Genomic DNA, 22,875 nt, shown 5'->3' with positions numbered 1-22,875 from the left:
CCTGATTAGCAAAGAACTTCCGCTATATATCTGTTAAGCCGCCAGTATCCTGTCCATCGCTTTCTGCGCCACCACCATATGTTGCCCGCCGAACAGAATCGCTCGATTCAGCAGCGTATAAAGCTGATAGACAGGCTGCCTGTCGAGAAAATCCAGCGGCAGGGGGGAAACCGACTGATAGCCGTCATAAATTTGCGGTGGCTGATCGCTATGTAATGGCAGCATTGCCAGGTCGCACTCTCTGTCGCCCCAATAGCAGGCGGGGTCAAAGATGTAGGGACCATGAGGGCCAAGGGCGCAGTTCCCCGACCACAAATCGCCATGCAGTAGTGAAGGCTGTGGCTGGTGTGATGACAAACGCTGCTGAACATGGTCAACAATGGCGTCAATATTGCCAAATGCGATCCCTTTTTCGGCGGCAAGCTCCAGTTGCCAGCCAATCCGCTGTTCTGCAAAAAAGGTAGACCAGCGACGCTGCCACGTATTGGGTTGAGGCGTGGTAGAGAGTGCATTATCAAAGTCGAGGCCAAACTGCGGCTGATCGCTCCATTCATGAAGATGCGCGAGCTGTTGTCCGAGAATAAAGGCGTTGTGGGCATCCAGTGGACGGGGAGGGAGGAAATCCATCACCAAAAAGCTGTAGTCTCTGTCTGCACCGACCGCCCAGACCTTGGGGACTGAAACGGTATTGCTGCGGGAAAGCAGTTCCAGCTGGTCGGCTTCTGCCGTAAAGCCGGTTAATAGCTCCCTTTCATCGCATTTGACGAAAAAATCGCGCCCCGCATAGCGTAAATGCCATGCGGCGTGGATCTCACCGCCGGGCAGTTCATTACGCAGCTCGATTTCGCCTTCACCGAGTTGCTCGCTTAAAAGACGACTGATAGCCTGCCACATGATGTCTCTCCCCATGTTGTCTGCCAGATCATAAGGTTAGCGCAATAATGCGGTAAAAAAACACGAACCAACGCACACCGTGGACGCGTTATCGCTGAAAAAGCACGTAATGTTTGTTGCTATTTCACTCCTTGCCAGAGCGCTGCAGTTATGGGTTCACGTGATCCACTGCTTTGTTATCACGTGATTTTTCAGCATAGACGCATAACACGTATGTCGACAGTTTTGTTGGTAAATCCCCCTTGATGATGAGGGGGAAGGGCATTACCGCGAAAGGTATGCGTATATTTTCTGCGTATCGTCCTGCGAGCATAAACGGGTACCCTGATTGAGGGTTGCCGCGCTACCTGCCGCTACGCCAAAACGAACAATATCGTCAAATGGCGCATTCTGTGCCAGCTTCAGTGTCATCGCGCCGACCATACTGTCACCCGCGCCAACGGTACTTTGGCTCTTAACCGGCGGGGGTACCACCTGTACGCAGGTTTCACCGTCAACGCCCAGTGCCCCTTGCGGTCCCAACGAAACGACAACACGTTGCGCTTTACCGCTGTGCACAATTTCCTCTGCGGCCTTACGGACGTCATCAGGTTGTGTGAGTTCGCGGTTAACCAATGCGCTGAGTTCTTTGAGGTTGGGTTTGACCAGTTCGATATTGCCGAGCGTTAATGCGGCAGTCAGTGCCTCACCTGAGCTATCAACAATGCAGCGAATGCCCTGCTTTTGTGCCGCAGTAATAAGCTGGGTGAGTTTTTCAAGCTTCACGCCGGGTGGCAGGCTGCCGCTTATCACCAGCAGCGCGCCGGACTCAATTTCCAGCACCTGATCCTGAAGCTGGTGGAACTCGTCATCGGTAAGTGTTGCCCCAGGCATAACAAATCGATACTGCTCGCCGCTGGATTCTACGTGGACGTGAAGATTTTGCCGGGTCCAGTCTTTGGCCTCTATGGTGGCGACCGGGACATTTTCATCGGCAAGCAATGATACCAGGTGTTCCCCGGTAGCGCCGCCAGCCGGAAAGATAGCCGTTGCGTTTCCGCCAAGATGAGCAATGGCACGGGCCACGTTAATACCACCACCACCGGGTTCAAAAACCGGCGAGGTGCAGCGAAGTTTACCTTCGGGATAGATTTGCGGGGTGATTGTTGCGCTATCGAGAGAGGGCGCAAGTGTTAACGTATAGATACGTACCATCTTTACCTCCTGTTAGGCTGTCCTCAGTCTGACACTTAATGTGACGAAAGTGAAGTAATTAACAACATGATTTATCGCATCTTTATTTAAAATTATCTCGGCAAAGATATATAAATAAAATTACGGTTTAAGAACGCTCTTATTCAAAAAATGAAATAAGAAATTATTGCTATGTTATTCGAGTCTTTTTATAATTTGTTACCTTTCAAGGGGCTTTTGTCATTGATCCCTATGAAAGTTTCCGAGACCGTAATGGTCTCTTTTTTTGTTGTACGGACTCTTTATAAATGAAGCTTTTGAAGACAGTACCCGCAGCACTCGTGCTGATGGGGGGCGTGTTTGCGTCAATGCATGCCGCCGCCGATGATTCCGTTTTTACTGTCATGGATGACCCCTCCAGCGCGAAAAAACCCTTTGAAGGTAACCTGAACGCGGGATACCTCGCCCAGTCAGGCAACACAAAAAGTTCTTCTTTAACCGCAGATACCACCATGACCTGGTACGGTGAAACCACGGCGTGGTCTCTGTGGGGCAATGCCAGCAATACCTCGTCGAATGATGAACGCTCTTCGGAGAAATACGCCGTAGGTGGTCGTAGTCGTTTTAATATGACGGATTATGATTACCTGTTCGGACAGGCCAGTTGGTTGACCGACCGCTACAACGGCTATCGCGAGCGTGACGTACTGACTGCAGGTTATGGTCGTCAGTTCCTTAATGGGCCGGTACACAGCTTCCGTTTCGAATTCGGTCCAGGCGTACGCTATGACGAACACACCGATGGCACAACCGAAACGCAGCCGCTGGGTTATGCGTCAGGCGCTTATGCGTGGCAGATGACGGACACCACCAAATTCACACAAGGGGTGTCGGTGTTTGGTGCTGAAGATACGACGCTTAACTCTGAAACAGCGTTAAATGTGGCTATCAACGAACACTTCGGTTTGAAAGTGGCTTATAACGTCACCTGGAACTCAGAACCACCGGCTACGGCACCGGAACATACCGATCGTCGAACGACCGTTTCGCTCGGCTATCGTATGTAGTAAAAAACCGGGTCAAATAAATGGCCCGGCTTTTCCAAATAAAATTTCAGTGTTATTATTTTCTGACCGGCATTTTAATTTTTTCGAAAAAAATTTCTTCATACTTTCTCCATAATTACTCTTTTGGGTACATATTCAATTTATTTGACACGAATTGATAAATAAATTGACTAGGAAAAAGTGTGAGCCAGATCTACACTCTTACCTACAGGCAATTAATCGCCTTCAGACCTTAGCATTAATTAAAGTAAGAGAAGATACCTATGAAAAATATCAAAGCGACGGCTGCTGTCATCGTGCTTTCTGCGCTGTCCTTCGGTGTGTTTGCAGCCGTTCCGGCCACCAACGCACCGTCTGATAACACGACACAAGTTGGCATCACGCATGCCTCTGATGTGGAAGCAGGTTCAAATATCGCTCCTGGTTCCCAGTCAACTGGCCAAAGTATGAATGATGCGTTTAATGTTCATACCCTGGTTGCTGGCGAATGGTCTTAATATCTTCATCAGTATCCAGACGTCTATTCAGCCAAATGTCGTAATGAAAAAACCGGATATTGATGTACCGGTTTTTATTTTGTCATAAACAGTAAAGTAATATTGAAATATCTTTTTTAATTTATTGGATGCTTCTGTGTACATCGCGAAATAACGCAAAGTACCATTTATTAACGGCGTGACGGTTCAACCCCAAATCATTGCTGCCCACCTTAACATCAGCATTGCCGCGCAAATGACGAGCAGTACCACAACCATTTTCCAGTGTTTTTTGGCAAAGCGATTTTTTGGCATGGTTCTTTCCTGGTCAGTAACAATGATTACCGCATAGTGTAACAAAGACGGCAGGGCGCCAGTGAATTGATTTACATCATAGATGGCGCGTTGATTGTCGCTTTGAACGACCCGTAATGCCGTGTACACTGTCAGGCGGTGTTATCAAAAAGCGGGTGTAGGTTACAGCGTTGCCAGTCAGGTAATGCGTGACATATTTCGCAGAGTGAAGCGGGAATCAGCCCACACCTTTTTGATAAATTTTAAATAGTGAAACTTTGTATGTGCTCTTACGTGTGGGGCACCACTGCAAATAAGGATATAACATGCCTGTTATTACTCTTCCTGATGGCAGCCAACGCCATTACGACCACGCTGTAAGTCCCATGGATGTTGCGCTGGACATCGGTCCAGGTCTGGCGAAAGCCACCATCGCTGGCCGTGTAAACGGTGAGCTGGTTGATGCTTCCGATCTGATTGAACAGGATGCGAAACTCTCCATCATTACCGCTAAGGATGATGAAGGTCTGGAGATCATTCGTCACTCCTGTGCGCACCTGTTAGGGCACGCGATCAAACAACTCTGGCCGCACACCAAAATGGCGATCGGACCGGTTGTTGACAACGGCTTTTACTACGATATCGATCTTGACCGTACGTTAACCCAGGAAGACGTCGACGCGCTCGAAAAGCGGATGCACGAGCTCGCTGAGAAAAACTACGATGTCATTAAGAAGAAAGTCAGCTGGTACGAAGCGCGTGAAACGTTCGTGAAGCGTGGCGAGACCTATAAAGTCTCTATCCTTGATGAAAATATTGCCCATGATGACAAGCCTGGCTTGTATCATCATGAAGAATACGTCGATATGTGCCGTGGCCCGCACGTGCCGAACATGCGTTTCTGTCATCACTTCAAACTGATGAAGACTGCTGGGGCATACTGGCGCGGCGACAGCAACAACAAGATGCTGCAGCGCATTTATGGTACTGCATGGGCCGATAAAAAAGCGCTGAGTGCCTACCTGCAACGTCTGGAAGAAGCGGCTAAACGCGACCACCGTAAAATTGGTAAGCAGCTTGACCTGTATCATATGCAGGAAGAAGCGCCAGGTATGGTGTTCTGGCATAACGATGGCTGGACAATTTTCCGTGAACTGGAAGTTTTCGTTCGTTCGAAACTGAAAGAATACCAGTATCAGGAAGTGAAAGGCCCGTTCATGATGGACCGTGTGCTGTGGGAAAAAACAGGGCACTGGGACAACTACAAGGATGCGATGTTCACCACCTCTTCAGAGAACCGTGAATACTGCATCAAGCCAATGAACTGCCCAGGCCACGTTCAGATCTTTAATCAGGGTCTGAAATCGTATCGCGACCTGCCGCTGCGTATGGCGGAATTTGGTAGCTGTCACCGTAACGAACCGTCAGGTGCGCTGCACGGCCTGATGCGCGTACGTGGCTTCACTCAAGATGATGCGCATATCTTCTGTACCGAAGAGCAGATTCGTGATGAAGTTAACGCCTGCATTCGTATGGTCTACGATATGTACAGCACCTTTGGCTTCGAGAAAATCGTCGTCAAACTCTCCACTCGCCCCGAGAAACGTATCGGTAGCGATGAAATGTGGGACCGTGCTGAAGCGGACTTAGCGGTTGCGCTAGAAGAAAACAACATCCCGTTTGAGTTCCAACTGGGTGAAGGCGCATTCTACGGTCCGAAAATTGAATTTACCCTGTATGACTGCCTCGATCGCGCATGGCAGTGCGGTACTGTACAGCTGGACTTCTCTCTGCCGTCTCGTCTGAGCGCCTCTTATGTTGGCGAAAACAACGAGCGTCAGGTACCGGTAATGATTCACCGCGCGATTCTTGGGTCAATGGAACGTTTCATTGGTATCCTGACCGAAGAGTTCGCTGGCTTCTTCCCGACCTGGCTTGCGCCGGTTCAGGTTGTAGTCATGAATATTACCGATTCGCAGTCTGAATACGTCAACGAATTAACGCAGAAATTACAAAATGCGGGTATTCGTGTAAAAGCAGACTTGAGAAATGAGAAGATTGGCTTTAAAATCCGCGAGCACACTTTACGTCGTGTCCCTTACATGTTGGTCTGTGGCGACAAAGAGGTAGAAGCAGGCAAAGTTGCCGTGCGTACCCGTCGTGGCAAAGACTTGGGCAGCCTGGACGTAAGTGAAGTTATCGAGAAGCTGCAACAAGAGATTCGCAGCCGCAGTCTTCAACAACTGGAGGAATAAGGTATTAAAGGCGGAAAACGAGTTCAAACGGCACGTCCGAATCGTATCAATGGCGAGATTCGCGCCCTGGAAGTTCGCTTAACAGGTCTGGAAGGCGAAGCTTTGGGTATTGTGAGTCTGAGAGAAGCTATCGAAAAAGCTGAAGAAGCTGGAGTAGATTTAGTTGAAATCAGCCCTAACGCCGAACCGCCAGTTTGTCGTATTATGGACTACGGCAAGTTCCTTTATGAAAAGAGTAAATCTTCTAAGGAACAGAAGAAAAAGCAAAAAGTTATCCAGGTTAAGGAAATTAAATTCCGTCCTGGCACCGACGATGGCGATTACCAGGTAAAACTCCGCAGCCTGGTACGCTTTCTGGAAGAGGGTGATAAAGCTAAGATCACGCTGCGTTTCCGCGGCCGTGAGATGGCTCACCAACAGATCGGTATGGAAGTGCTTACGCGCGTCCGTGACGATCTGAGTGAACTGGCAGTGGTCGAATCCTTCCCTACGAAGATCGAAGGCCGCCAGATGATCATGGTGCTCGCTCCTAAGAAGAAACAGTAAGGCCTTCAAGTAGCAATTCCTGTGGAGCCTACGGGCTTCGCAGGTTTTGTTCGCCTATGTTTCGTTTATTAACAATGCGAAGTGGAAGTTATTAAAATGCCAAAAATTAAGACCGTACGCGGTGCTGCTAAGCGCTTCAAAAAAACCGGTGGTGGTGGATTTAAGCGTAAGCACGCAAACCTGCGTCATATTCTGACCAAAAAATCTACTAAGCGTAAACGTCACCTGCGTCCAAAAGGCCTCGTGTCTAAAGGCGATCTGGGTCTGGTTATCGCGTGCCTGCCGTACGCATAAGCCGTTAACGTTTAATTAATTTTTTTACTAAGAATATAGATACAGGAGAGCACATATGGCTCGCGTAAAACGTGGTGTAGTTGCCCGTGCACGTCACAAGAAAATTTTGAAACAAGCTAAAGGCTACTACGGTGCGCGTTCTCGCGTATACCGCGTTGCCTTCCAGGCTGTTATCAAAGCTGGTCAGTACGCTTATCGTGACCGTCGTCAGAAAAAGCGTCAGTTCCGTCAACTGTGGATTGCGCGTATCAACGCAGCAGCACGTCAGAACGGTATTTCTTACAGCAAATTCATCAACGGCCTGAAAAAAGCCTCTGTTGAAATCGACCGTAAGATCCTGGCTGACATCGCAGTATTCGACAAAGTAGCGTTCACCGCTCTGGTTGAAAAAGCGAAAGCAGCTCTGGCATAAGCCGGTGAAAAGAGGGAGCCTGGCTCCCTCTCTTTTATTTGTAGCGTAATCAATTAGTTGACAATTCACCCGTAAGCCTTTTCAATAAAGGTTGTCCGGTTTTTACTACATAAGGTAACGCAAGCATGAATGCTGCTATTTTCCGCTTCTTTTTTTACTTTAGCACCTGAATCCGGGAGGCTAGCGCGTGAAAGAAGAAACGGAAAACAGCGCCTAAGAGCCTCCCTGGTGGAGGCTTTTTTTATACACGTAATCCTTCAAGCGGCCCCTGTATTGGCTGCATTTTGCTCTCTTGCCGCCTGGATGCAACTTGAATGATTTTGTGTATATATGAGCGACATATGAATATCGCCACACAACGAGGAAAACCATGTCACATCTCGCAGAGCTGGTTGCCAGTGCAACGGCCGCCATTAACCAGGCTTCAGATGTTGCCGCGTTAGACAATGTCCGCGTCGAATATTTGGGTAAGAAAGGGCATTTGACCCTGCAAATGACAACCCTGCGCGAACTGCCGCCTGAAGAGCGTCCGGCAGCAGGTGCGGTTATCAATGAAGCCAAAGAGCAGGTACAGCAGGCGCTGAACGCGCGTAAAGCTGATTTAGAAAATGCTGCGCTGAATGCACGTCTGGCAGAAGAAACCATTGATATCTCCCTGCCGGGCCGTCGTATTGAAAACGGCGGGTTGCATCCGGTCACACGTACCATCGACAGGATTGAAAGCTTCTTCGGTGAGCTCGGATTTACCGTGGCGACGGGACCGGAAATCGAAGATGACTACCACAACTTCGATGCGCTGAATATTCCAGGCCATCACCCGGCGCGTGCTGACCACGACACGTTTTGGTTTGACGCCACGCGCCTGCTGCGTACCCAGACCTCTGGCGTGCAGATCCGCACCATGAAAGAAAAACAGCCGCCAATCCGCATTATCGCGCCGGGTCGCGTGTATCGTAACGACTACGATCAGACGCACACCCCGATGTTCCATCAGATGGAAGGCTTAATTGTTGATACCAACATCAACTTCACCAACCTGAAAGGCACGCTGCACGATTTCCTGCGTAACTTCTTTGAAGAGGATCTGCAGGTACGTTTCCGTCCTTCCTATTTCCCGTTCACTGAGCCTTCTGCAGAAGTTGACGTAATGGGAAAAAATGGCAAATGGCTGGAAGTGCTGGGCTGCGGTATGGTCCACCCGAACGTTCTGCGTAACGTTGGTATCGACCCAGAAATCTACTCAGGCTTTGCCTTCGGTATGGGTATGGAGCGTCTGACCATGCTGCGTTACGGCGTCACCGATCTGCGTTCTTTCTTCGAAAACGATCTGCGTTTCCTCAAACAGTTTAAATAAAGGCAGGATAAAACAATGAAATTCAGTGAACTGTGGTTACGCGAATGGGTAAACCCGGCAATTGATAGCGATGCGCTGTCAAACCAGATCACCATGGCGGGCCTCGAGGTCGACGGCGTTGAAGCCGTTGCCGGTGAATTTAACGGCGTAGTGGTCGGTGAAGTGGTTGAGTGCGGCCAGCACCCGAACGCAGACAAACTGCGTGTCACCAAAGTTAATGTGGGCGGCGATCGTCTGCTGGATATCGTCTGTGGCGCACCTAACTGCCGTCAGGGATTAAGAGTCGCCGTGGCGACCATCGGTGCCGTTCTGCCGGGCGATTTCAAGATTAAAGCCGCCAAACTGCGCGGTGAGCCGTCAGAAGGGATGCTGTGCTCGTTCTCTGAGCTGGGTATTTCCGATGATCATAACGGGATTATCGAACTGCCGGCGGATGCGCCGATTGGCACCGATATCCGCGAATACCTGAAGCTTGACGATAACACTATCGAAATCAGCGTTACGCCGAACCGCGCCGACTGCTTAGGCATCATCGGTGTTGCACGCGATGTTGCGGTACTGAACAAAGCCCCGCTGGTTGAGCCGGAAATCGTCCCAGTGGCGGCGACAGTTGATGACGTGCTGCCAATCCAGGTTGAAGCCGTTGACGCTTGTCCGCGCTATCTGGGCCGTGTGGTTAAAGGTATCAATGTTAAAGCACCAACGCCGCTGTGGATGAAAGAGAAACTGCGTCGTTGCGGGATCCGTTCCATCGATGCCGTGGTTGATGTGACCAACTATGTACTGCTCGAACTGGGTCAGCCGATGCATGCGTTCGACAAAGACCGCATTGAAGGCGGAATTGTTGTGCGTATGGCAAAAGAGGGTGAGACCCTGGTATTGCTGGACGGCAGCGAAGCAAAACTGAATGCGGATACGCTGGTTATTGCTGACCACAACAAAGCGTTGGCAATGGGCGGCATCTTTGGCGGAGAGCACTCTGGAGTGAATGATGAGACGCAAAACGTCCTGCTGGAATGTGCGTTCTTCAGCCCGCTGTCCATTACGGGTCGCGCGCGTCGTCACGGTCTGCACACCGATGCCTCTCACCGCTATGAGCGTGGCGTCGATCCGGCGCTGCAGCACAAAGCCATGGAGCGTGCAACGCGTCTGCTGATTGATATCTGCGGCGGCGAAGCCGGTCCGGTTATCGATGTGACGACCGAAGCCACGCTGCCAAAACGCGCAACCATTACGCTTCGTCGTAGCAAACTGGATCGTCTGATTGGCCATCATATTGCCGATGAGCAGGTGAGCGATATTCTGCGTCGTCTGGGTTGTGACGTGACGGAAGGCCAGGATGAGTGGCTGGCGGTTGCACCGAGCTGGCGTTTCGACATGTCGATTGAAGAAGACCTGGTCGAAGAAATTGCCCGCGTATACGGTTATGACAATATCCCGAATACGCCTATTCAGGCAGGCCTGATCATGGGGACGCATCGCGAAGCAGATTTATCGCTGAAGCGTGTCAAAACCATGCTCAATGATAAAGGCTACCAGGAAGTGATCACCTACAGCTTCGTCGACCCGAAAGTTCAGGCGTTGCTGCATCCGGGTGAAGAAGCGCTGTTGCTGCCAAGCCCAATCTCAATCGACATGTCGGCAATGCGTTTGTCCCTGTGGACCGGCTTGCTGTCTACGGTGGTGTATAACCAGAACCGTCAGCAGAACCGCGTGCGTATTTTCGAAACGGGTTTACGTTTTGTTCCCGATACCCAGGCTAACCTCGGGATCCGTCAGGATCTGATGTTGGCAGGTGCGATCTGCGGCAACCGTCATGATGAACACTGGAACCTGGCAAAAGAGGCCGTTGATTTCTATGATCTGAAAGGCGATCTGGAAGCGGTTCTCGACCTGACCGGTAAACTGGGTGACATTCAGTTTAAAGCTGAAGCCAATCCGGCATTACATCCGGGCCAGTCTGCGGCGATTTATCTGAAAGGTGAACGTATTGGTTTCATTGGGGTTGTTCATCCTGAGCTGGAACGTAAACTGGATCTGAACGGTCGCACTTTAGTGTTTGAACTGGAGTGGAACAAGCTCGCAGACCGCGTGGTGCCTCAGGCTCGTGAAGTTTCTCGCTTCCCGGCGAACCGCCGTGATATCGCCGTGGTGGTGGCAGAAAACGTTCCCGCTGCGGATATTTTATCCGAGTGTAAGAAAGTTGGCGTAAATCAGGTAGTTGGCGTAAACTTATTTGACGTGTACCGCGGTAAGGGTGTTGCGGAGGGTTATAAGAGCCTCGCTATCAGCCTGATCCTTCAGGATACCAGCCGTACACTTGAAGAAGAGGAGATTGCCGCTACCGTCGCCAAATGTGTAGAGGCATTAAAAGAGCGATTCCAGGCATCATTGAGGGATTGAACCTATGGCGCTTACAAAAGCTGAAATGTCAGAATATCTGTTTGATAAGCTTGGGCTTAGCAAGCGGGATGCCAAAGAACTGGTCGAGCTGTTTTTCGAAGAGATCCGTCGTGCTCTGGAAAATGGTGAACAGGTAAAACTCTCTGGTTTTGGTAACTTCGATCTGCGTGATAAGAATCAACGCCCGGGACGTAACCCGAAAACGGGCGAAGATATTCCCATTACAGCACGGCGCGTGGTGACCTTCAGACCCGGACAGAAGTTAAAAAGTCGGGTCGAAAACGCAACGCCCAAAGAAGAGTGATTTGACGTTCCGCTAAGTCACTTACGCCGCCATCAAAGCGGCAGTGAAAAGCATGACGTATATATACCCTAAATACTTCGAGTTGCAGGAAGGCGGCGACGCAGCGAATCTCCAGGAGCGTACATAAGTACGTGGCTGGGGTGAGCGAGTAAAGCCAACGCACATGCAGCTTGAAGTATGACGGGTATAACTAAAAAGGCCGCTCTGCGGCCTTTTTCCTTTCCACTACCGAATCAGCACCGTAAAATCCCCCCATCTCTTTTCAGCAGAATGGAAAACATGCTGACCTTCGCCCATCAACAACAGCGACGAAATGTACGCTGGATATTGTCTCTGTCAGCGCTGATGCTGCTGGCAACGATCCTCAGCCTGTGCGCAGGCGAACAGTGGATTGCGCCCGGCAACTGGTTTAGCGCCCGTGGCGATCTGTTCGTCTGGCAAATTCGACTTCCTCGTACGCTGGCCGTACTGCTGGTCGGTGCCGCGCTGGCGCTGTCTGGTGCTGTGATGCAGGCGCTGTTCGAAAACCCGTTAGCCGAACCAGGCCTGCTGGGCGTGTCTAACGGCGCAGGCGTTGGACTCATCGCCGCGGTGCTATTGGGGCAGGGCCAGTTACCCGGCTGGGCGCTGGGCCTGTGCGCGATTGCCGGGGCGCTGATCATCACGCTTATCCTTCTGCGTTTTGCCCGCCGCCACCTGTCGACCAGCCGTCTGCTGCTGGCGGGCGTGGCGCTGGGTATTATTTGTAGCGCCTTGATGACGTGGGCTATCTACTTCTCAACCTCTTTTGATCTGCGACAGTTAATGTACTGGATGATGGGTGGCTTTGGCGGTGTCGACTGGCAGCAGGCCTGGCTGATGGTCGCGCTACTGCCCGTTTTACTGTGGATTTGCTGTCAGTCGCAGCCGATGAATATGCTGGCGCTGGGGGAGACGTCTGCGCGCCAGCTAGGGCTGCCTTTATGGTTCTGGCGGAATCTGTTGGTGGTGGCCACCGGCTGGATGGTGGGGGTCAGCGTGGCGCTTGCTGGCGCCATTGGTTTTATCGGCCTGGTTATCCCGCATATTCTGCGACTGTGTGGATTAACCGATCATCGCGTATTGCTGCCTGGCTGTGCGCTGGCGGGGGCTATTGCGTTACTGTTAGCGGATGTTGTGGCACGTCTGGTGCTGGCGTCGGCTGAACTGCCTATCGGCGTGGTAACGGCAACCATGGGTGCACCGGTATTTATCTGGTTATTGTTAAAATCCGGGCGCTAGACGTCTGCGGTTCGGACTATGATTAAACACGGAAAATTGATCGCTGACTATCCACCTGGAGATGCTATGCAAGACACTATTTTCAATACCGAAGTGACGACTATCGACGGAGATGTCGTCTCATTACAAGCGTATGCCGGAAAAGTCCTGTTAATTGTTAATGTTGCCTCAAAATGTGGATTAACGCCGCAGTATGAGCAACTGGAGAATCTGCAGAAAACATGGCACGAGCAGGGATTTACCGTGTTGGGGTTCCCCTGCAATCAGTTTCTCGGTCAGGAACCCGGTAGTGAAGAGGAAATTAAAACCTGGTGCAGTACTACCTGGGGCGTTACTTTCCCCATGTTCAGTAAAATAGATGTCAACGGCGAAGCGCGCCATCCGCTGTATCAGAAGCTGATTGCCGCCGCGCCCACCGCCGTAGCGCCAGCCGACAGTGGGTTTTATGCGCGCATGGCGAGCAAAGGGCGCGCGCCGCTCTACCCGGACGATATTCTGTGGAATTTCGAGAAGTTTTTAGTCGGGCGCGATGGTCAGGTTTTACAGCGTTTTTCACCCGATATGACGCCTGAAGACCCCATCCTTGTGGAACATATCAACGCGGCGCTGGCAAAATAATGTCTCCTTTGATGCAGCTCCAGAATGTGGCGGAATCGACCCGGCTTGGCCCGCTTTCCGGTGAGATAAGGGCCGGGGAGATCCTACACCTTGTCGGACCCAACGGCGCAGGAAAAAGCACGCTGCTGGCGAGGATGGCGGGGTTAACGACCGGTGAAGGAACCATCGTGTTGGGTGATGTGCCGCTCGATGACTGGCCTGCGGCAAAACTGGCGCAACATCGCGCTTATCTTGCGCAACAACAAAACCCCCCGTTTGCCATGCCGGTTTGGCATTTTCTGACGCTGCATCAGCCTGATAAAACGCGTACCGATTTGCTGCAGGAGACGGCCGACGCGCTTGGGTTGGGTGATAAACTTGGACGTGGGTCGAATCAGCTTTCTGGCGGCGAATGGCAGCGGGTGCGTCTTGCGGCGGTAATACTGCAAATTTGTCCGCAGGCTAATCCGCACGGCCAACTGTTGCTGTTAGATGAACCGATGAACAGTCTGGATGTTGCGCAACAAAATGCGCTGGACCGCCTATTGGGCCGACTCTGTCAGCAGGGAATTGCAATTGTGATGAGCAGTCATGACCTGAACCATACGTTGCGTCATGCGCACAAAGCCTGGTTACTCAAGCGCGGGAAGTTGCTGGCCAGTGGTACACGCGATGCGGTGCTGACGCCGGCTAATCTCTCTCAGGCTTATGGCGTAAACTTCCGTCGTCTGGATATCGAAGGCCACAGAATGCTCATATCAACCACTTAAGTTAAATGGGCTCTTGAAAACCCCATTATTTCCACGCTAAATTGGCGCAAGAATAAAAAATAGAGGATTCGTCCTGCATGCGTTTTTGGCTTCTTTTTATCACAGCTTTGTTTTTGGCAGGGTGCAGTAGCCATCGCGCTCCCGCACCCAATGCCCGGTTATCGGACTCTATCGCCGTGATTGCCGGTCTTAACGACCAGTTACAGCACTGGCGTGGTACACCTTATCGTTATGGCGGCATGAGCCGGAGCGGCGTGGATTGTTCTGGCTTTGTACTGATGACGATGCGCGATAAATTCGACCTGCAATTACCGCGCGATACGCGCACGCAGTCAAAGATTGGTACCGAAATTGATAAAGATGAATTGCTACCAGGCGATCTGGTTTTCTTTAAAACCGGATCGGGTGAAAGCGGGCTACACGTCGGTATTTACGATACCAATAATCAATTTATTCATGCCTCCACCAGTCGTGGCGTGATGCGCTCCTCGCTTGATAATGTCTACTGGCGTAAAAATTTCTGGCAGGCGCGACGTATTTAAATCTCCCGGGTGATGGGGCTGGTCATGTATGAAGCAGCTCCATCATCGCCATTTAAAGTCAACTTTCACTTCTGCTGCTGCACTGACAATAACCCTGTGCATTAAGAGAGTATTTTGCTAAAAATATGATTTATGCCGAGTTATTAAAAAGTACAAAGCTGGATATTAGCTTATAATCAGGATAAGCTAAAAAAAAGGATTCGATTTACTGGCTAAAAAGGGAAAAATGAAAGAGCCTCAATTTGCATCTGATGTGACGTATTTTTCCATCCTTTGCTACAGGATGCCGGATTACACCCATGCAGCGGGGCTGGCACAATGATAGTTTCACTGGATAATCTTTATCATTCTGAGTTCTCTTTTCTTCCTGCGAGAAGTGCAGGAGGCGATCTTAAATACGTAGACATCATCACCCATTTTGTTAGTCCTGACGGCGTAGTGCATATGCCATCAGGGTTGGTCATACCTCGGATGTCGGACGATGAGCAGCGTCGTTTATTTAGCGAAAAACTCGAATTAATCGAAACATGCCAACATTTTTTTATTCAACGCAACATTTCTGCGTGGCTTAATTTAACTCCAGCAGTCGCTAATACTTTATTATTAGATGCAGAATATGCTTCGCGTATTGAACGATTTTCATTTATTGAATTAACCATTAATGAAAGTTTTCCCGAGTTAAACAAGGGTAAAGAAAATCCAATACTGGCGGCATTAGCGGCGCGATTTTCATTAGTCTTGACTAACTTCGGCGCGCCAGGCATATCCACGCGTGCAATTTTTGATGGCCTGTTCAAACGTGTCGTACTGGATAAACACTTTATTCAACAACGTATTACGCAAAATTCGTTTGAGCCTTTTATGCGCGCCATTCAGGCACAAATATCCCCAGACTGCGAATCAATAATCATCAGCGGCATTGATACGCAGGAGATGCTCGAACGGGTATTGCCCCTGGGATTCAGCGCCATGCAGGGTGCGCTATGGCCAGCTGTCTTACCCGCGCAGATAACCTCATTGATGCAAGGATAACCCTTGCATTTGCCGGTGTTTAACCGTTCGTTAACAGTCTACACTAGAGGCAGGAGGCCCTATGACCCTGTCTTTTACCACCCGCTGGCGTGATGAATTGCCAGCAACCTATACAGCACTTTCGCCTACTCCCCTGAAAAATGCGCGCGTAATTTGGCATAACGATATGCTTGCTGAGCAATCAGGGATCCCGGCTACGTTGTTTAATAGTGAAAATAACGCAGGCGTTTGCGGCGGTGAAACGCTGCTTCCCGGCATGTCGCCGTTGGCGCAGGTCTATAGCGGACATCAGTTTGGTGTTTGGGCAGGGCAGTTGGGTGACGGACGCGGGATCCTGCTGGGCGAACAGCTGCTCGCCGATGGCTCGACGCTTGACTGGCATCTGAAAGGCGCGGGACTTACGCCATATTCGCGCATGGGAGACGGGCGTGCGGTACTGCGTTCGACGATCCGCGAAAGTCTGGCCAGCGAAGCCATGCATTATCTCGGGATCCCCACGACGCGAGCGCTGTCGGTGGTCACCAGCGACACGCCGGTCTACCGCGAAACGGTAGAAGCCGGGGCGATGCTGATTCGCGTAGCGCAAAGTCATATGCGCTTTGGTCACTTTGAACACTTCTACTATCGTCGTGAACCGGAAAAAGTACGTCAACTGGCCGATTTTGCGATTCGCTATTATTGGCCGCACTGGCAGGACGAGGCGGATAAATATCAACGGTGGTTTCAGGACGTGGTCACGCGCACCGCGACCTTAATTGCCGACTGGCAGACGGTAGGGTTTGCGCACGGGGTGATGAACACCGACAACATGTCGATTCTGGGGCTGACGATGGACTACGGTCCCTTCGGTTTTCTGGATGACTATGTGCCTGATTTTATCTGTAATCATTCGGATCACCAGGGGCGATACAGTTTCGATAATCAACCGGCTGCCGCGCTGTGGAATTTGCAGCGGCTGGCGCAAACCCTGTCGCCGTTTATTGCGGCCGACGCACTCAATGACGCGCTGGATAACTATCAACTGGCGCTGCTGACCCGTTATGGGCAGCGGATGCGACAAAAGTTGGGCTTCTTTAGCGAGCAAAAAAACGATAACGAATTGCTCAGCGAACTGTTTAGCCTGATGGCACGGGAAAGAAGCGATTTTACGCGAACGTTTCGTATGCTGAGTCAGACGGAGCAACATAGTGCGTCTTCGCCGTTGCGCGATGAGTTTATCGACCGCGCAGTATTTGATGACTGGTTTGCGCGCTATCGTTCACGTTTGCAACAGGATAACGTGGCGGACGAAGTAAGACAGGCGCAAATGAAAGCTGCCAACCCGGCAATGGTGTTACGCAACTGGCTGGCGCAGCGGGCAATTAGCCAGGCAGAGCAGGGGGATTACGCTGAACTGCATCGCTTACACATTGCGTTGCGCACGCCGTATGCCGACAGGGATGATGACTATGTCAGCCGTCCGCCAGACTGGGGTAAGCGGCTGGAAGTCAGTTGTTCAAGCTAACGGGCGAGAAAAACCTGCGGCGAGGCGTTAGCCGGGTGCAGGCCAATGTGAAGCTGGGCACCGTACCAGCGCATCAGCTCATTGGCCTGTAATACGGCTTCTGGCGTCCCCTGAGAGACAATATGTCCGTCATGGAGCAAGATAATTTTGTCGGCCCACAGCGCGGCAAGATTGAGATCGTGAAGGACTACGCATACGTGTAACTCCCCCGTAGCCGTTAGCGACGTTAACAAACGTAACAGCTGCTGCTGGTGGTAGAGATCTAACGCTGAAGTAGGTTCATCAAGGAATAGCCAGCCGCGCGGCGCGCCGTCGCACCACAACTGCGCCAGCGCACGGGCAAGCTGTACTCGTTGCTGCTCGCCGCCGGAAAGCGTGGCGTAGTGCCTGCCAGCTAGCGGTGTACATCCGGTCATCGCCATCACCTGAGCAATAAGCGCCGGTTCTGGTCGTTGGGTCCAGGGCGCTCGCCCCATGGCGATCACGGCTTCGACCTGCCAGTCAAAGCCTATCTGTGTTTGTTGCCGCATGACTGCGCGATGGCGAGACAGACACTGTATACGCCAGTCATTCAGCGGTTTTCCGTTCAGTAAGCAGCGCCCGGCTGTCGGCGTCAGAAAGCCGGTCAGCAGGCGCAGCAGCGTGGACTTCCCCGCACCATTTGGGCCGATTAACGCCACCAGTTCACCCTTTGTCAGCGTCAGTGACACGTCGCGAATCACCGAACGATCCACCACTTGATAGTGCAGATTTTCGGCGATGAAATGTTCAGCCATGCGGACCTCGCTGACGAAAAATAAGCCACAAAAACCACGGCGCACCGAGAATACTGGTCAACAGACCCACCGGCATCTCAGCGGGCGAAACCGCTGTTCGCGCGAGGGTGTCGGCGATCAACAGTAAACATGCCCCCGCCAATACAGAGCCTGGGATCACCGCCCGATGATCGCTACCAAGCCACATGCGCATCAAATGAGGGATAACCAAACCGATAAAACCAATTACGCCGCAGACCGCGACGGCTGCGGCTACTAACAGTGCGCTGCATAGCAGTAAAATGCACTGCACCCGACGGACATCCACGCCAAGATAGTGCGCGTCTTCCTCTCCGAGCTGCAGCAGATTCAGCGTCGGGGCTAAACGCCAGATGAAAAGCACCGTGGGCAGCATCAGCGAAGTGACCGCCAACAGTGTTGACCACTGCGCTGTTCCCAGACTGCCCATCCCCCACAGCGACAACTGGCGCAGTTGCGCATCATTGCTGACCCACGACAACACGCCGACCGCAGCTCCGCACAATGCATTGATGGCAATACCCACCAGCAACAGGCGTGAAAGCGAACCGTCGCGCTGTTGACTGAGGATAAAAATCACTCCGGTGGCGGCGAGTGCGCCGAGAAACGCCGCCAGCATCGGGGCATACAGCATCAGCAGCGCCGGTAAGGTGACCGGTAATACTACCCACAATGCGACGGCGCAGGCGGCTCCGCTACTGATCCCCAACAGGCCCGGATCGGCAAGTGGATTGTGAAACAACCCCTGCATCACACAGCCCGCCAGCGCCAGTGAACCGCCAATCACCAGCGCCAGCAGCACGCGCGGCAGTCGAATAGTGAGCCAGATTTGACGCAGCGCGCCATCTCCCTCGCGCCAGAAAAGGCTTACCGGCAGACGCAATGCGCCAAAACCGGTGGCCACAATCGTCATCACGACCAGCGTAGCGGCCAGCATCCACAAAGAGCAGGTGATACGCCAGGGCATCAGGGCAATTGCTCCGCTTTGGCACGCAGTTGCTGGATGGCCTGCGGCGTACGCACGCTAAAACCCAGCAATGCCATATCGTCAATCTGCAACACCTGCTTATTACGACCAGCGGGCGTTTGCGCCAGTCCCGGCAGCGTCCACAGATTATCTTCACCCCCCATCGCGTTGACGCCGTCTTGGGAAATCACCACCAGATCGGGCTGACTGGCAATCACTCCTTCTTGAGACAAGGGTTGGTAACGGGTAAACCCTTGCATAGCGTTGCGCAAACCTGCGGCACGAATGGCTGCATCGGCTCCGGTTTGCTGTCCGGCCGCCATGGCGGTCATTCCGCCGTGATTGAGAATGAACAGCACGCGTTTGTTGAGTTCCGAGGAGGGCAGTTCAGCCAGCGCCTGGCGTAGGGTTTGGCGTAGCGCCTCGCCTTGAGCCTGACGATGGGTTGCCTGTGCAATCACCCGGACTTTCTCATCAATCACGCTAAGCGCATTACCTGCCGGCACCGTAACAACGTTGACCTGACTTTGCTTGAGCTGTTCAAGCGCCAATGAGGGCTGCGCCTGTGCGCTGGCCAAAACCAGCGTAGGGCGGGTGGCCAGGATCCCTTCGGCATTGAGCTGACGTAAATAGCCCACGTCCGGCAATGCCGTTGCCGCCGCCGGCCACTGGCTGGTGCTATCCCGCGCCACAAGGGATGACTGCGCGCCCAGCGCAAAGACAATCTCTGTCACGTCACCGCCGAGGGCGACCACTTTCTCTTCGGGCGCGGCCTGAGCCGTCAGCGGCAGAAACGCCATCAGGACCCACAGTATCTTCATGCGGCCAGCCCTTTCGATGCTAACGCGTCGATTTGCGTACGCCATTGCTTCTGTTCTGGCTCGCCTTCCGTACGTTGCCCATACAGTTGGGCGATTTGCGTACCGTCTGCTGCAAACAGTTCCAGGCTGGTGACGTGACCGTCAGCGGTCGGCTTACGCGTGACCCACGTCTCGGCGACGGTCTCTTCCAGCAGATGCAGCGTAAAGGTCGGGTTGAAAATATTCAGCCAGCCTTTCATTGGCACCAATTTTTCTACCACGCCGGTAAAAATCTGCACGCAGCCGCGGTTGCCGACAAATACCATAATTTCGTTGCCATCCTGACGTGCAGTTTCCAGCAATTGGGCCACCGCACTGTTCGCCACTTTGCAGGCCAGATCGTCACCCACCAGGCGAAAGGCCTGCTGACGGGTTAGGTTGTGGCGTTTCAGCAGGCCAAAAAACTGGTGCACATCGGTCATGGTGCGCCACTCTGCATCTACCGCCGTAGCGTCTGCGTTAACGCCAGAAACGGCGGTTTCGAGTGTTTGCAGCATCAGCGGTGGGTTTTCCGCAAAGATGAAACGGGTCAGCAGCGAGCCCCAGGCAGCAATATCGGTATGCTGCGTGGTGTAGACCTTTAGCAACGCGTCGCCCTGACTATCGAAAAACTGGATGCTCTGGCGCTCGCCGTGAGCGGTGTTCTCGCTGATGTGAAATGCGCTGGCCCATTGATTCAAGAATAGGCGCAGATCGAGGGCGCGCGGATTCAGAATGAGCCCAGCATGGCCGTTCAGGTGTTGATTCGTAAACGCGCCAATAACTTCATGCACCGCGTATTCATTGCGACAAATGCATTTGGTTTCGCCCACGGCCTCCAGTGCACTGAGGATCTCGCGCACCTCGCCGCGCAGGCGCCAGGCGTCATGACCAACGCGCGCAAAGGTCAGTTCAGCTTCGCTGATATGCAGCAGACCTGCGATGTCACGGGCGTATTTGCCAGGATGTTCTTTTTTCAGTTCCAGCCAGCGGGTGTAGTAATTCATTGCCTCTTCCTTTCCGATTGCTGCCCCGGTGTCCGGGGCAAAGTGATTACCACTGATAACTCACGAAAATTTTGCCGTTGCGTCCATCTTGTGGAATGCCCTGCGGCGACCAGTACGCTTTGTCAAAGGCGTTACCCAGCACCAGCGTGGTGGTCATGCCTTTCAGCGCCTGCTGCCCCTGGTAGCTGACATAGAAGTCGTTGACCGCATAGCCGGGCTGTTTAGTGTAGCTGTTGCTGATATGGGTTGAACGGTCGGCAAAGGTACCGAGCCAGCCAACTGAGAAACCGCTGTGCGCGACAGGCACGTTTAGCTTGCTGGTGACGGTGTCCGGGTTAATGCTGGAAATATATTCACCGGTGTCGGTGTCTTTGCCGCGCGTGCGGTTATAGGCCAGATCCAGGCTGAACAGATCGGTGGAATAAGTTGTCATCACGTCCCAGCCCCAGATTTTGGCGTTAGCAACGTTGTAGGACATCGTCGTTGCGGCGGCGAAATCGACGCGGGTGGAGATATAGTCTTTCGCTTTCGTGTCAAAATAGCTGGCTTTAAATTCAAGGGCATCGTTCGCCAGCAGCAAATCGTCAAAGCGCAGACCAAAACCATACTCCTGCGTTTCGTTGGTTTCCGGGCGCAGATTCGGATTAGGTACCCAGTAGTTGGTGTAGAAGCGACCGATGGAGAAGTGTTTCGCATCGTTGTACATTTCGCCCATGGTTGGCGCTCTGAAGGCCTGGGCGTAAGATCCAAATAGCATCAGCCAGTCGGTTGGGGTTACGGTCATTCCTGCGCGGGACGACCATTTATCGGCATCGACGTCCGCGTAACCGTCGCTGCTACCGCGGTAAGAGTCATAACGCGTGCCGCCCAGCAAGGTCACCGGCAGGTCACGCAGGGTGATTTCGTCCTGTAGCCAGCCGGAGCTGAAATCAATTTTCGCCTGTGGGAAACCGGTAGTGGCTCCCGCTGGTTTTTGCTCCTGACGATAGTACTCGCCGCCATATGTCAGCAGATGCGCGGCAAAGGTGTCGCTAAACAGGCGCGTACGGTTGTCAATCTTCCCACCTGTGGTGGTTTGCTTACGAAACTCGCCGGTGGCATCCGGGTTTTGTGCGTTAATGCGCGCTTCAGACCAGTAAATGCGCGCATCGGCATTCAGCCAGTTATTATCCGCCGGGGCTACCGAGTAGGTCAGTTGGGCATCGCGCTGGATTGTCGAACGGTCGGTCATTGGATTGCTGCTGTCCGCGTCACTGGCCTGCGGGTTTTTAGGTTCCCGTGCGTCGTTGTTGTAATAGCGCAGTGAGCCGGCCAACGTCTGGGCGTTGTCAATTTTCCAGCTGCCTTTCGCCAGCAAATTATTAATCGCTTCGTTGTTCGGCGCGGTGGTGCCGTTACTCTGACGGAGGTCACCCCGGTCACGGCTGGACCAGGACAGCAGTCCGTCCAGCGTATCGGTGCGGCCATACGTGCTGGCACCCATCCCGAGGCTGTGATCCCCCGTGGCAGCGGTACCGAACACGCGATACCCGCTGTTTTTTCCCGCACCCAGTAGATCGCTGGCATTCACCGTCTCATAGGCAATGACGCCGCCCAGCGCGCCGCTGCCGTACAGCAGCGCGGACGGGCCGCGCACCACTTCAATACGCTTGATGAGGGCAGGATCGAGGAAGGTGCTGTTGAGGTGTCCGGTGTCAGTGCCTTGACGGACGCCATCAACCAGTACCAGCACGCCGCGTCGGTCGTAGCCGCGCAGATTGACGTCCTGGCCGTTGGTGCGACCGGTGCCGTCAAGAGTCAGGCCGGGGACCCTGCGCAGCAGGTCTGCGGCGGAGCTGGCGGTTTGATTTTCCGGGGCCGTCGCGTCGATGACGCTGACCATCATCGGTGCTTCAAAGGCGCTGCGAGCATTGCCGGTCGCGGTAACGGTCATGTCTTCAACCGCCGCGTAGGCGGCGCCAGGAAGACTGCAGACGATCGCCAGCGCCAGCAGCGATGGGCGCATCCTCGCGGTGTGCAGGTAAGGCATAGCAACTCTCCATTAGAAACTCGAAAAGCGCTGGCTGCCTGGGGATAACCTGGGTGGCTGGC

Annotated in this window: 24 protein-coding genes and 1 other annotated feature; of the genes, 16 read left to right on the top strand and 8 right to left on the bottom strand. The window is 52.8% G+C overall.

The features are described 5' to 3' along the window. Window positions 1-33: 33 nt before the first annotated feature. Both AC3ITF_RS12010 and pfkB read right to left on the bottom strand, forming a co-directional pair. Entirely contained in the window at window positions 34-894 is an 861-nt protein-coding gene (locus tag AC3ITF_RS12010) for a fructosamine kinase family protein (RefSeq protein WP_117342995.1), read from the bottom strand. Between the two features lie 264 nt (window positions 895-1,158). Beyond that, window positions 1,159-2,088 (bottom strand): 6-phosphofructokinase II, encoded by a 930-nt coding sequence (gene pfkB, locus AC3ITF_RS12005; RefSeq protein WP_117342996.1) that lies wholly within the window; start codon window positions 2,086-2,088, stop codon window positions 1,159-1,161. A gap of 287 nt (window positions 2,089-2,375) precedes the next feature. Here pfkB and AC3ITF_RS12000 point away from each other — a divergent pair, with 287 nt between their 5' ends. Then, on the top strand, window positions 2,376-3,134 hold the full coding sequence (locus AC3ITF_RS12000; protein ID WP_117342997.1) for a DUF481 domain-containing protein: 759 nt from the start codon (window positions 2,376-2,378) through the stop codon (window positions 3,132-3,134). A 263-nt stretch (window positions 3,135-3,397) separates the two neighbouring features. After that, window positions 3,398-3,631: a YdgH/BhsA/McbA family protein gene (locus AC3ITF_RS11995; protein WP_181517236.1), complete on the top strand. Its 234-nt coding sequence runs from the start codon at window positions 3,398-3,400 to the stop codon at window positions 3,629-3,631. Between the two features lie 186 nt (window positions 3,632-3,817). Here AC3ITF_RS11995 and yniD read toward each other — a convergent pair whose 3' ends face one another. After that, on the bottom strand, window positions 3,818-3,925 hold the full coding sequence (yniD, locus tag AC3ITF_RS11990; RefSeq protein WP_096757254.1) for a small membrane protein YniD: 108 nt from the start codon (window positions 3,923-3,925) through the stop codon (window positions 3,818-3,820). A gap of 305 nt (window positions 3,926-4,230) precedes the next feature. Here yniD and thrS point away from each other — a divergent pair, with 305 nt between their 5' ends. From thrS to selO, 14 genes are all read left to right on the top strand, one after another. Continuing rightward, window positions 4,231-6,159 carry a threonine--tRNA ligase gene (thrS, locus tag AC3ITF_RS11985; RefSeq protein ID WP_096757253.1) on the top strand — a complete coding sequence of 643 codons (1,929 nt, stop codon included), beginning with the start codon at window positions 4,231-4,233 and terminating at the stop codon, window positions 6,157-6,159. Between the two features lie 3 nt (window positions 6,160-6,162). Beyond that, window positions 6,163-6,705: a translation initiation factor IF-3 gene (gene infC / locus AC3ITF_RS11980; RefSeq protein WP_071830666.1), complete on the top strand. Its 543-nt coding sequence runs from the start codon at window positions 6,163-6,165 to the stop codon at window positions 6,703-6,705. 96 nt (window positions 6,706-6,801) lie between these two features. Continuing rightward, window positions 6,802-6,999: a 50S ribosomal protein L35 gene (rpmI, locus tag AC3ITF_RS11975; RefSeq protein WP_003030583.1), complete on the top strand. Its 198-nt coding sequence runs from the start codon at window positions 6,802-6,804 to the stop codon at window positions 6,997-6,999. A gap of 55 nt (window positions 7,000-7,054) precedes the next feature. Continuing rightward, window positions 7,055-7,411, top strand: coding sequence for a 50S ribosomal protein L20 (rplT, locus tag AC3ITF_RS11970; protein WP_003030578.1), 357 nt, complete (start codon window positions 7,055-7,057; stop codon window positions 7,409-7,411). A 120-nt stretch (window positions 7,412-7,531) separates the two neighbouring features. Beyond that, window positions 7,532-7,656, top strand: a sequence feature (Phe leader region). Continuing rightward, window positions 7,537-7,581 carry a pheST operon leader peptide PheM gene (pheM, locus tag AC3ITF_RS11965; protein WP_001386830.1) on the top strand — a complete coding sequence of 15 codons (45 nt, stop codon included), beginning with the start codon at window positions 7,537-7,539 and terminating at the stop codon, window positions 7,579-7,581. It overlaps the preceding feature by 45 nt. A gap of 125 nt (window positions 7,657-7,781) precedes the next feature. Continuing rightward, window positions 7,782-8,765: a phenylalanine--tRNA ligase subunit alpha gene (gene pheS, locus AC3ITF_RS11960; protein ID WP_045442121.1), complete on the top strand. Its 984-nt coding sequence runs from the start codon at window positions 7,782-7,784 to the stop codon at window positions 8,763-8,765. 15 nt (window positions 8,766-8,780) lie between these two features. After that, window positions 8,781-11,168 (top strand): phenylalanine--tRNA ligase subunit beta, encoded by a 2,388-nt coding sequence (gene pheT, locus AC3ITF_RS11955; RefSeq protein ID WP_115258661.1) that lies wholly within the window; start codon window positions 8,781-8,783, stop codon window positions 11,166-11,168. 4 nt (window positions 11,169-11,172) lie between these two features. After that, window positions 11,173-11,472 carry an integration host factor subunit alpha gene (gene ihfA / locus AC3ITF_RS11950; RefSeq protein ID WP_003030571.1) on the top strand — a complete coding sequence of 100 codons (300 nt, stop codon included), beginning with the start codon at window positions 11,173-11,175 and terminating at the stop codon, window positions 11,470-11,472. A 279-nt stretch (window positions 11,473-11,751) separates the two neighbouring features. Beyond that, window positions 11,752-12,732, top strand: a complete 981-nt coding sequence (btuC, locus tag AC3ITF_RS11945; protein WP_096757251.1) for a vitamin B12 ABC transporter permease BtuC — start codon at window positions 11,752-11,754, stop codon at window positions 12,730-12,732. A gap of 66 nt (window positions 12,733-12,798) precedes the next feature. Further along, complete coding sequence (locus AC3ITF_RS11940) at window positions 12,799-13,350, top strand: glutathione peroxidase (protein WP_137363003.1); 552 nt, start codon at window positions 12,799-12,801, stop codon at window positions 13,348-13,350. Continuing rightward, a complete protein-coding gene (btuD, locus tag AC3ITF_RS11935) occupies window positions 13,350-14,099 on the top strand; it encodes a vitamin B12 ABC transporter ATP-binding protein BtuD (RefSeq protein ID WP_117343000.1) in 750 nt (249 codons plus the stop codon). The genes AC3ITF_RS11940 and btuD overlap by 1 nt, the downstream gene beginning before the upstream one ends. A 77-nt stretch (window positions 14,100-14,176) precedes the next feature. Next, window positions 14,177-14,641, top strand: a complete 465-nt coding sequence (locus AC3ITF_RS11930) for an NlpC/P60 family protein (RefSeq protein ID WP_096757248.1) — start codon at window positions 14,177-14,179, stop codon at window positions 14,639-14,641. Window positions 14,642-14,959: 318 nt separating this feature from the next. Further along, a complete protein-coding gene (locus tag AC3ITF_RS11925) occupies window positions 14,960-15,673 on the top strand; it encodes an EAL domain-containing protein (RefSeq protein WP_174361058.1) in 714 nt (237 codons plus the stop codon). A gap of 61 nt (window positions 15,674-15,734) precedes the next feature. After that, complete coding sequence (gene selO / locus AC3ITF_RS11920; RefSeq protein WP_137399248.1) at window positions 15,735-17,177, top strand: protein adenylyltransferase SelO; 1,443 nt, start codon at window positions 15,735-15,737, stop codon at window positions 17,175-17,177. On the opposite strand, the gene AC3ITF_RS11915 is transcribed toward selO, so the two are convergent. From AC3ITF_RS11915 to AC3ITF_RS11895, 5 genes are read right to left on the bottom strand one after another with little or no spacing between them, the layout of a single operon-like run. Beyond that, the gene (locus AC3ITF_RS11915) at window positions 17,174-17,953 is read right to left on the bottom strand and encodes a heme ABC transporter ATP-binding protein (protein ID WP_489175686.1); all 780 of its coding nucleotides are present in this window, start codon (window positions 17,951-17,953) and stop codon (window positions 17,174-17,176) included. The genes selO and AC3ITF_RS11915 overlap by 4 nt on opposite strands. Beyond that, window positions 17,946-18,938, bottom strand: coding sequence for a FecCD family ABC transporter permease (locus AC3ITF_RS11910; RefSeq protein WP_489175685.1), 993 nt, complete (start codon window positions 18,936-18,938; stop codon window positions 17,946-17,948). The genes AC3ITF_RS11915 and AC3ITF_RS11910 overlap by 8 nt, the downstream gene beginning before the upstream one ends. Next, a complete protein-coding gene (locus AC3ITF_RS11905; protein WP_117343004.1) occupies window positions 18,938-19,759 on the bottom strand; it encodes a heme/hemin ABC transporter substrate-binding protein in 822 nt (273 codons plus the stop codon). The genes AC3ITF_RS11910 and AC3ITF_RS11905 overlap by 1 nt, the downstream gene beginning before the upstream one ends. Beyond that, a complete protein-coding gene (locus AC3ITF_RS11900) occupies window positions 19,756-20,784 on the bottom strand; it encodes a hemin-degrading factor (RefSeq protein WP_489175684.1) in 1,029 nt (342 codons plus the stop codon). Before AC3ITF_RS11900 ends, AC3ITF_RS11905 begins: the two co-directional genes overlap by 4 nt. A gap of 46 nt (window positions 20,785-20,830) precedes the next feature. Beyond that, entirely contained in the window at window positions 20,831-22,813 is a 1,983-nt protein-coding gene (locus AC3ITF_RS11895) for a TonB-dependent hemoglobin/transferrin/lactoferrin family receptor (protein WP_489175683.1), read from the bottom strand. Between the last annotated feature and the right edge of the window lie 62 nt (window positions 22,814-22,875).

It is taken from the genome of Citrobacter sp. KH_055_1, assembly GCF_057838705.1.
This window is presented reverse-complemented; position numbering and strand designations above follow the sequence as displayed.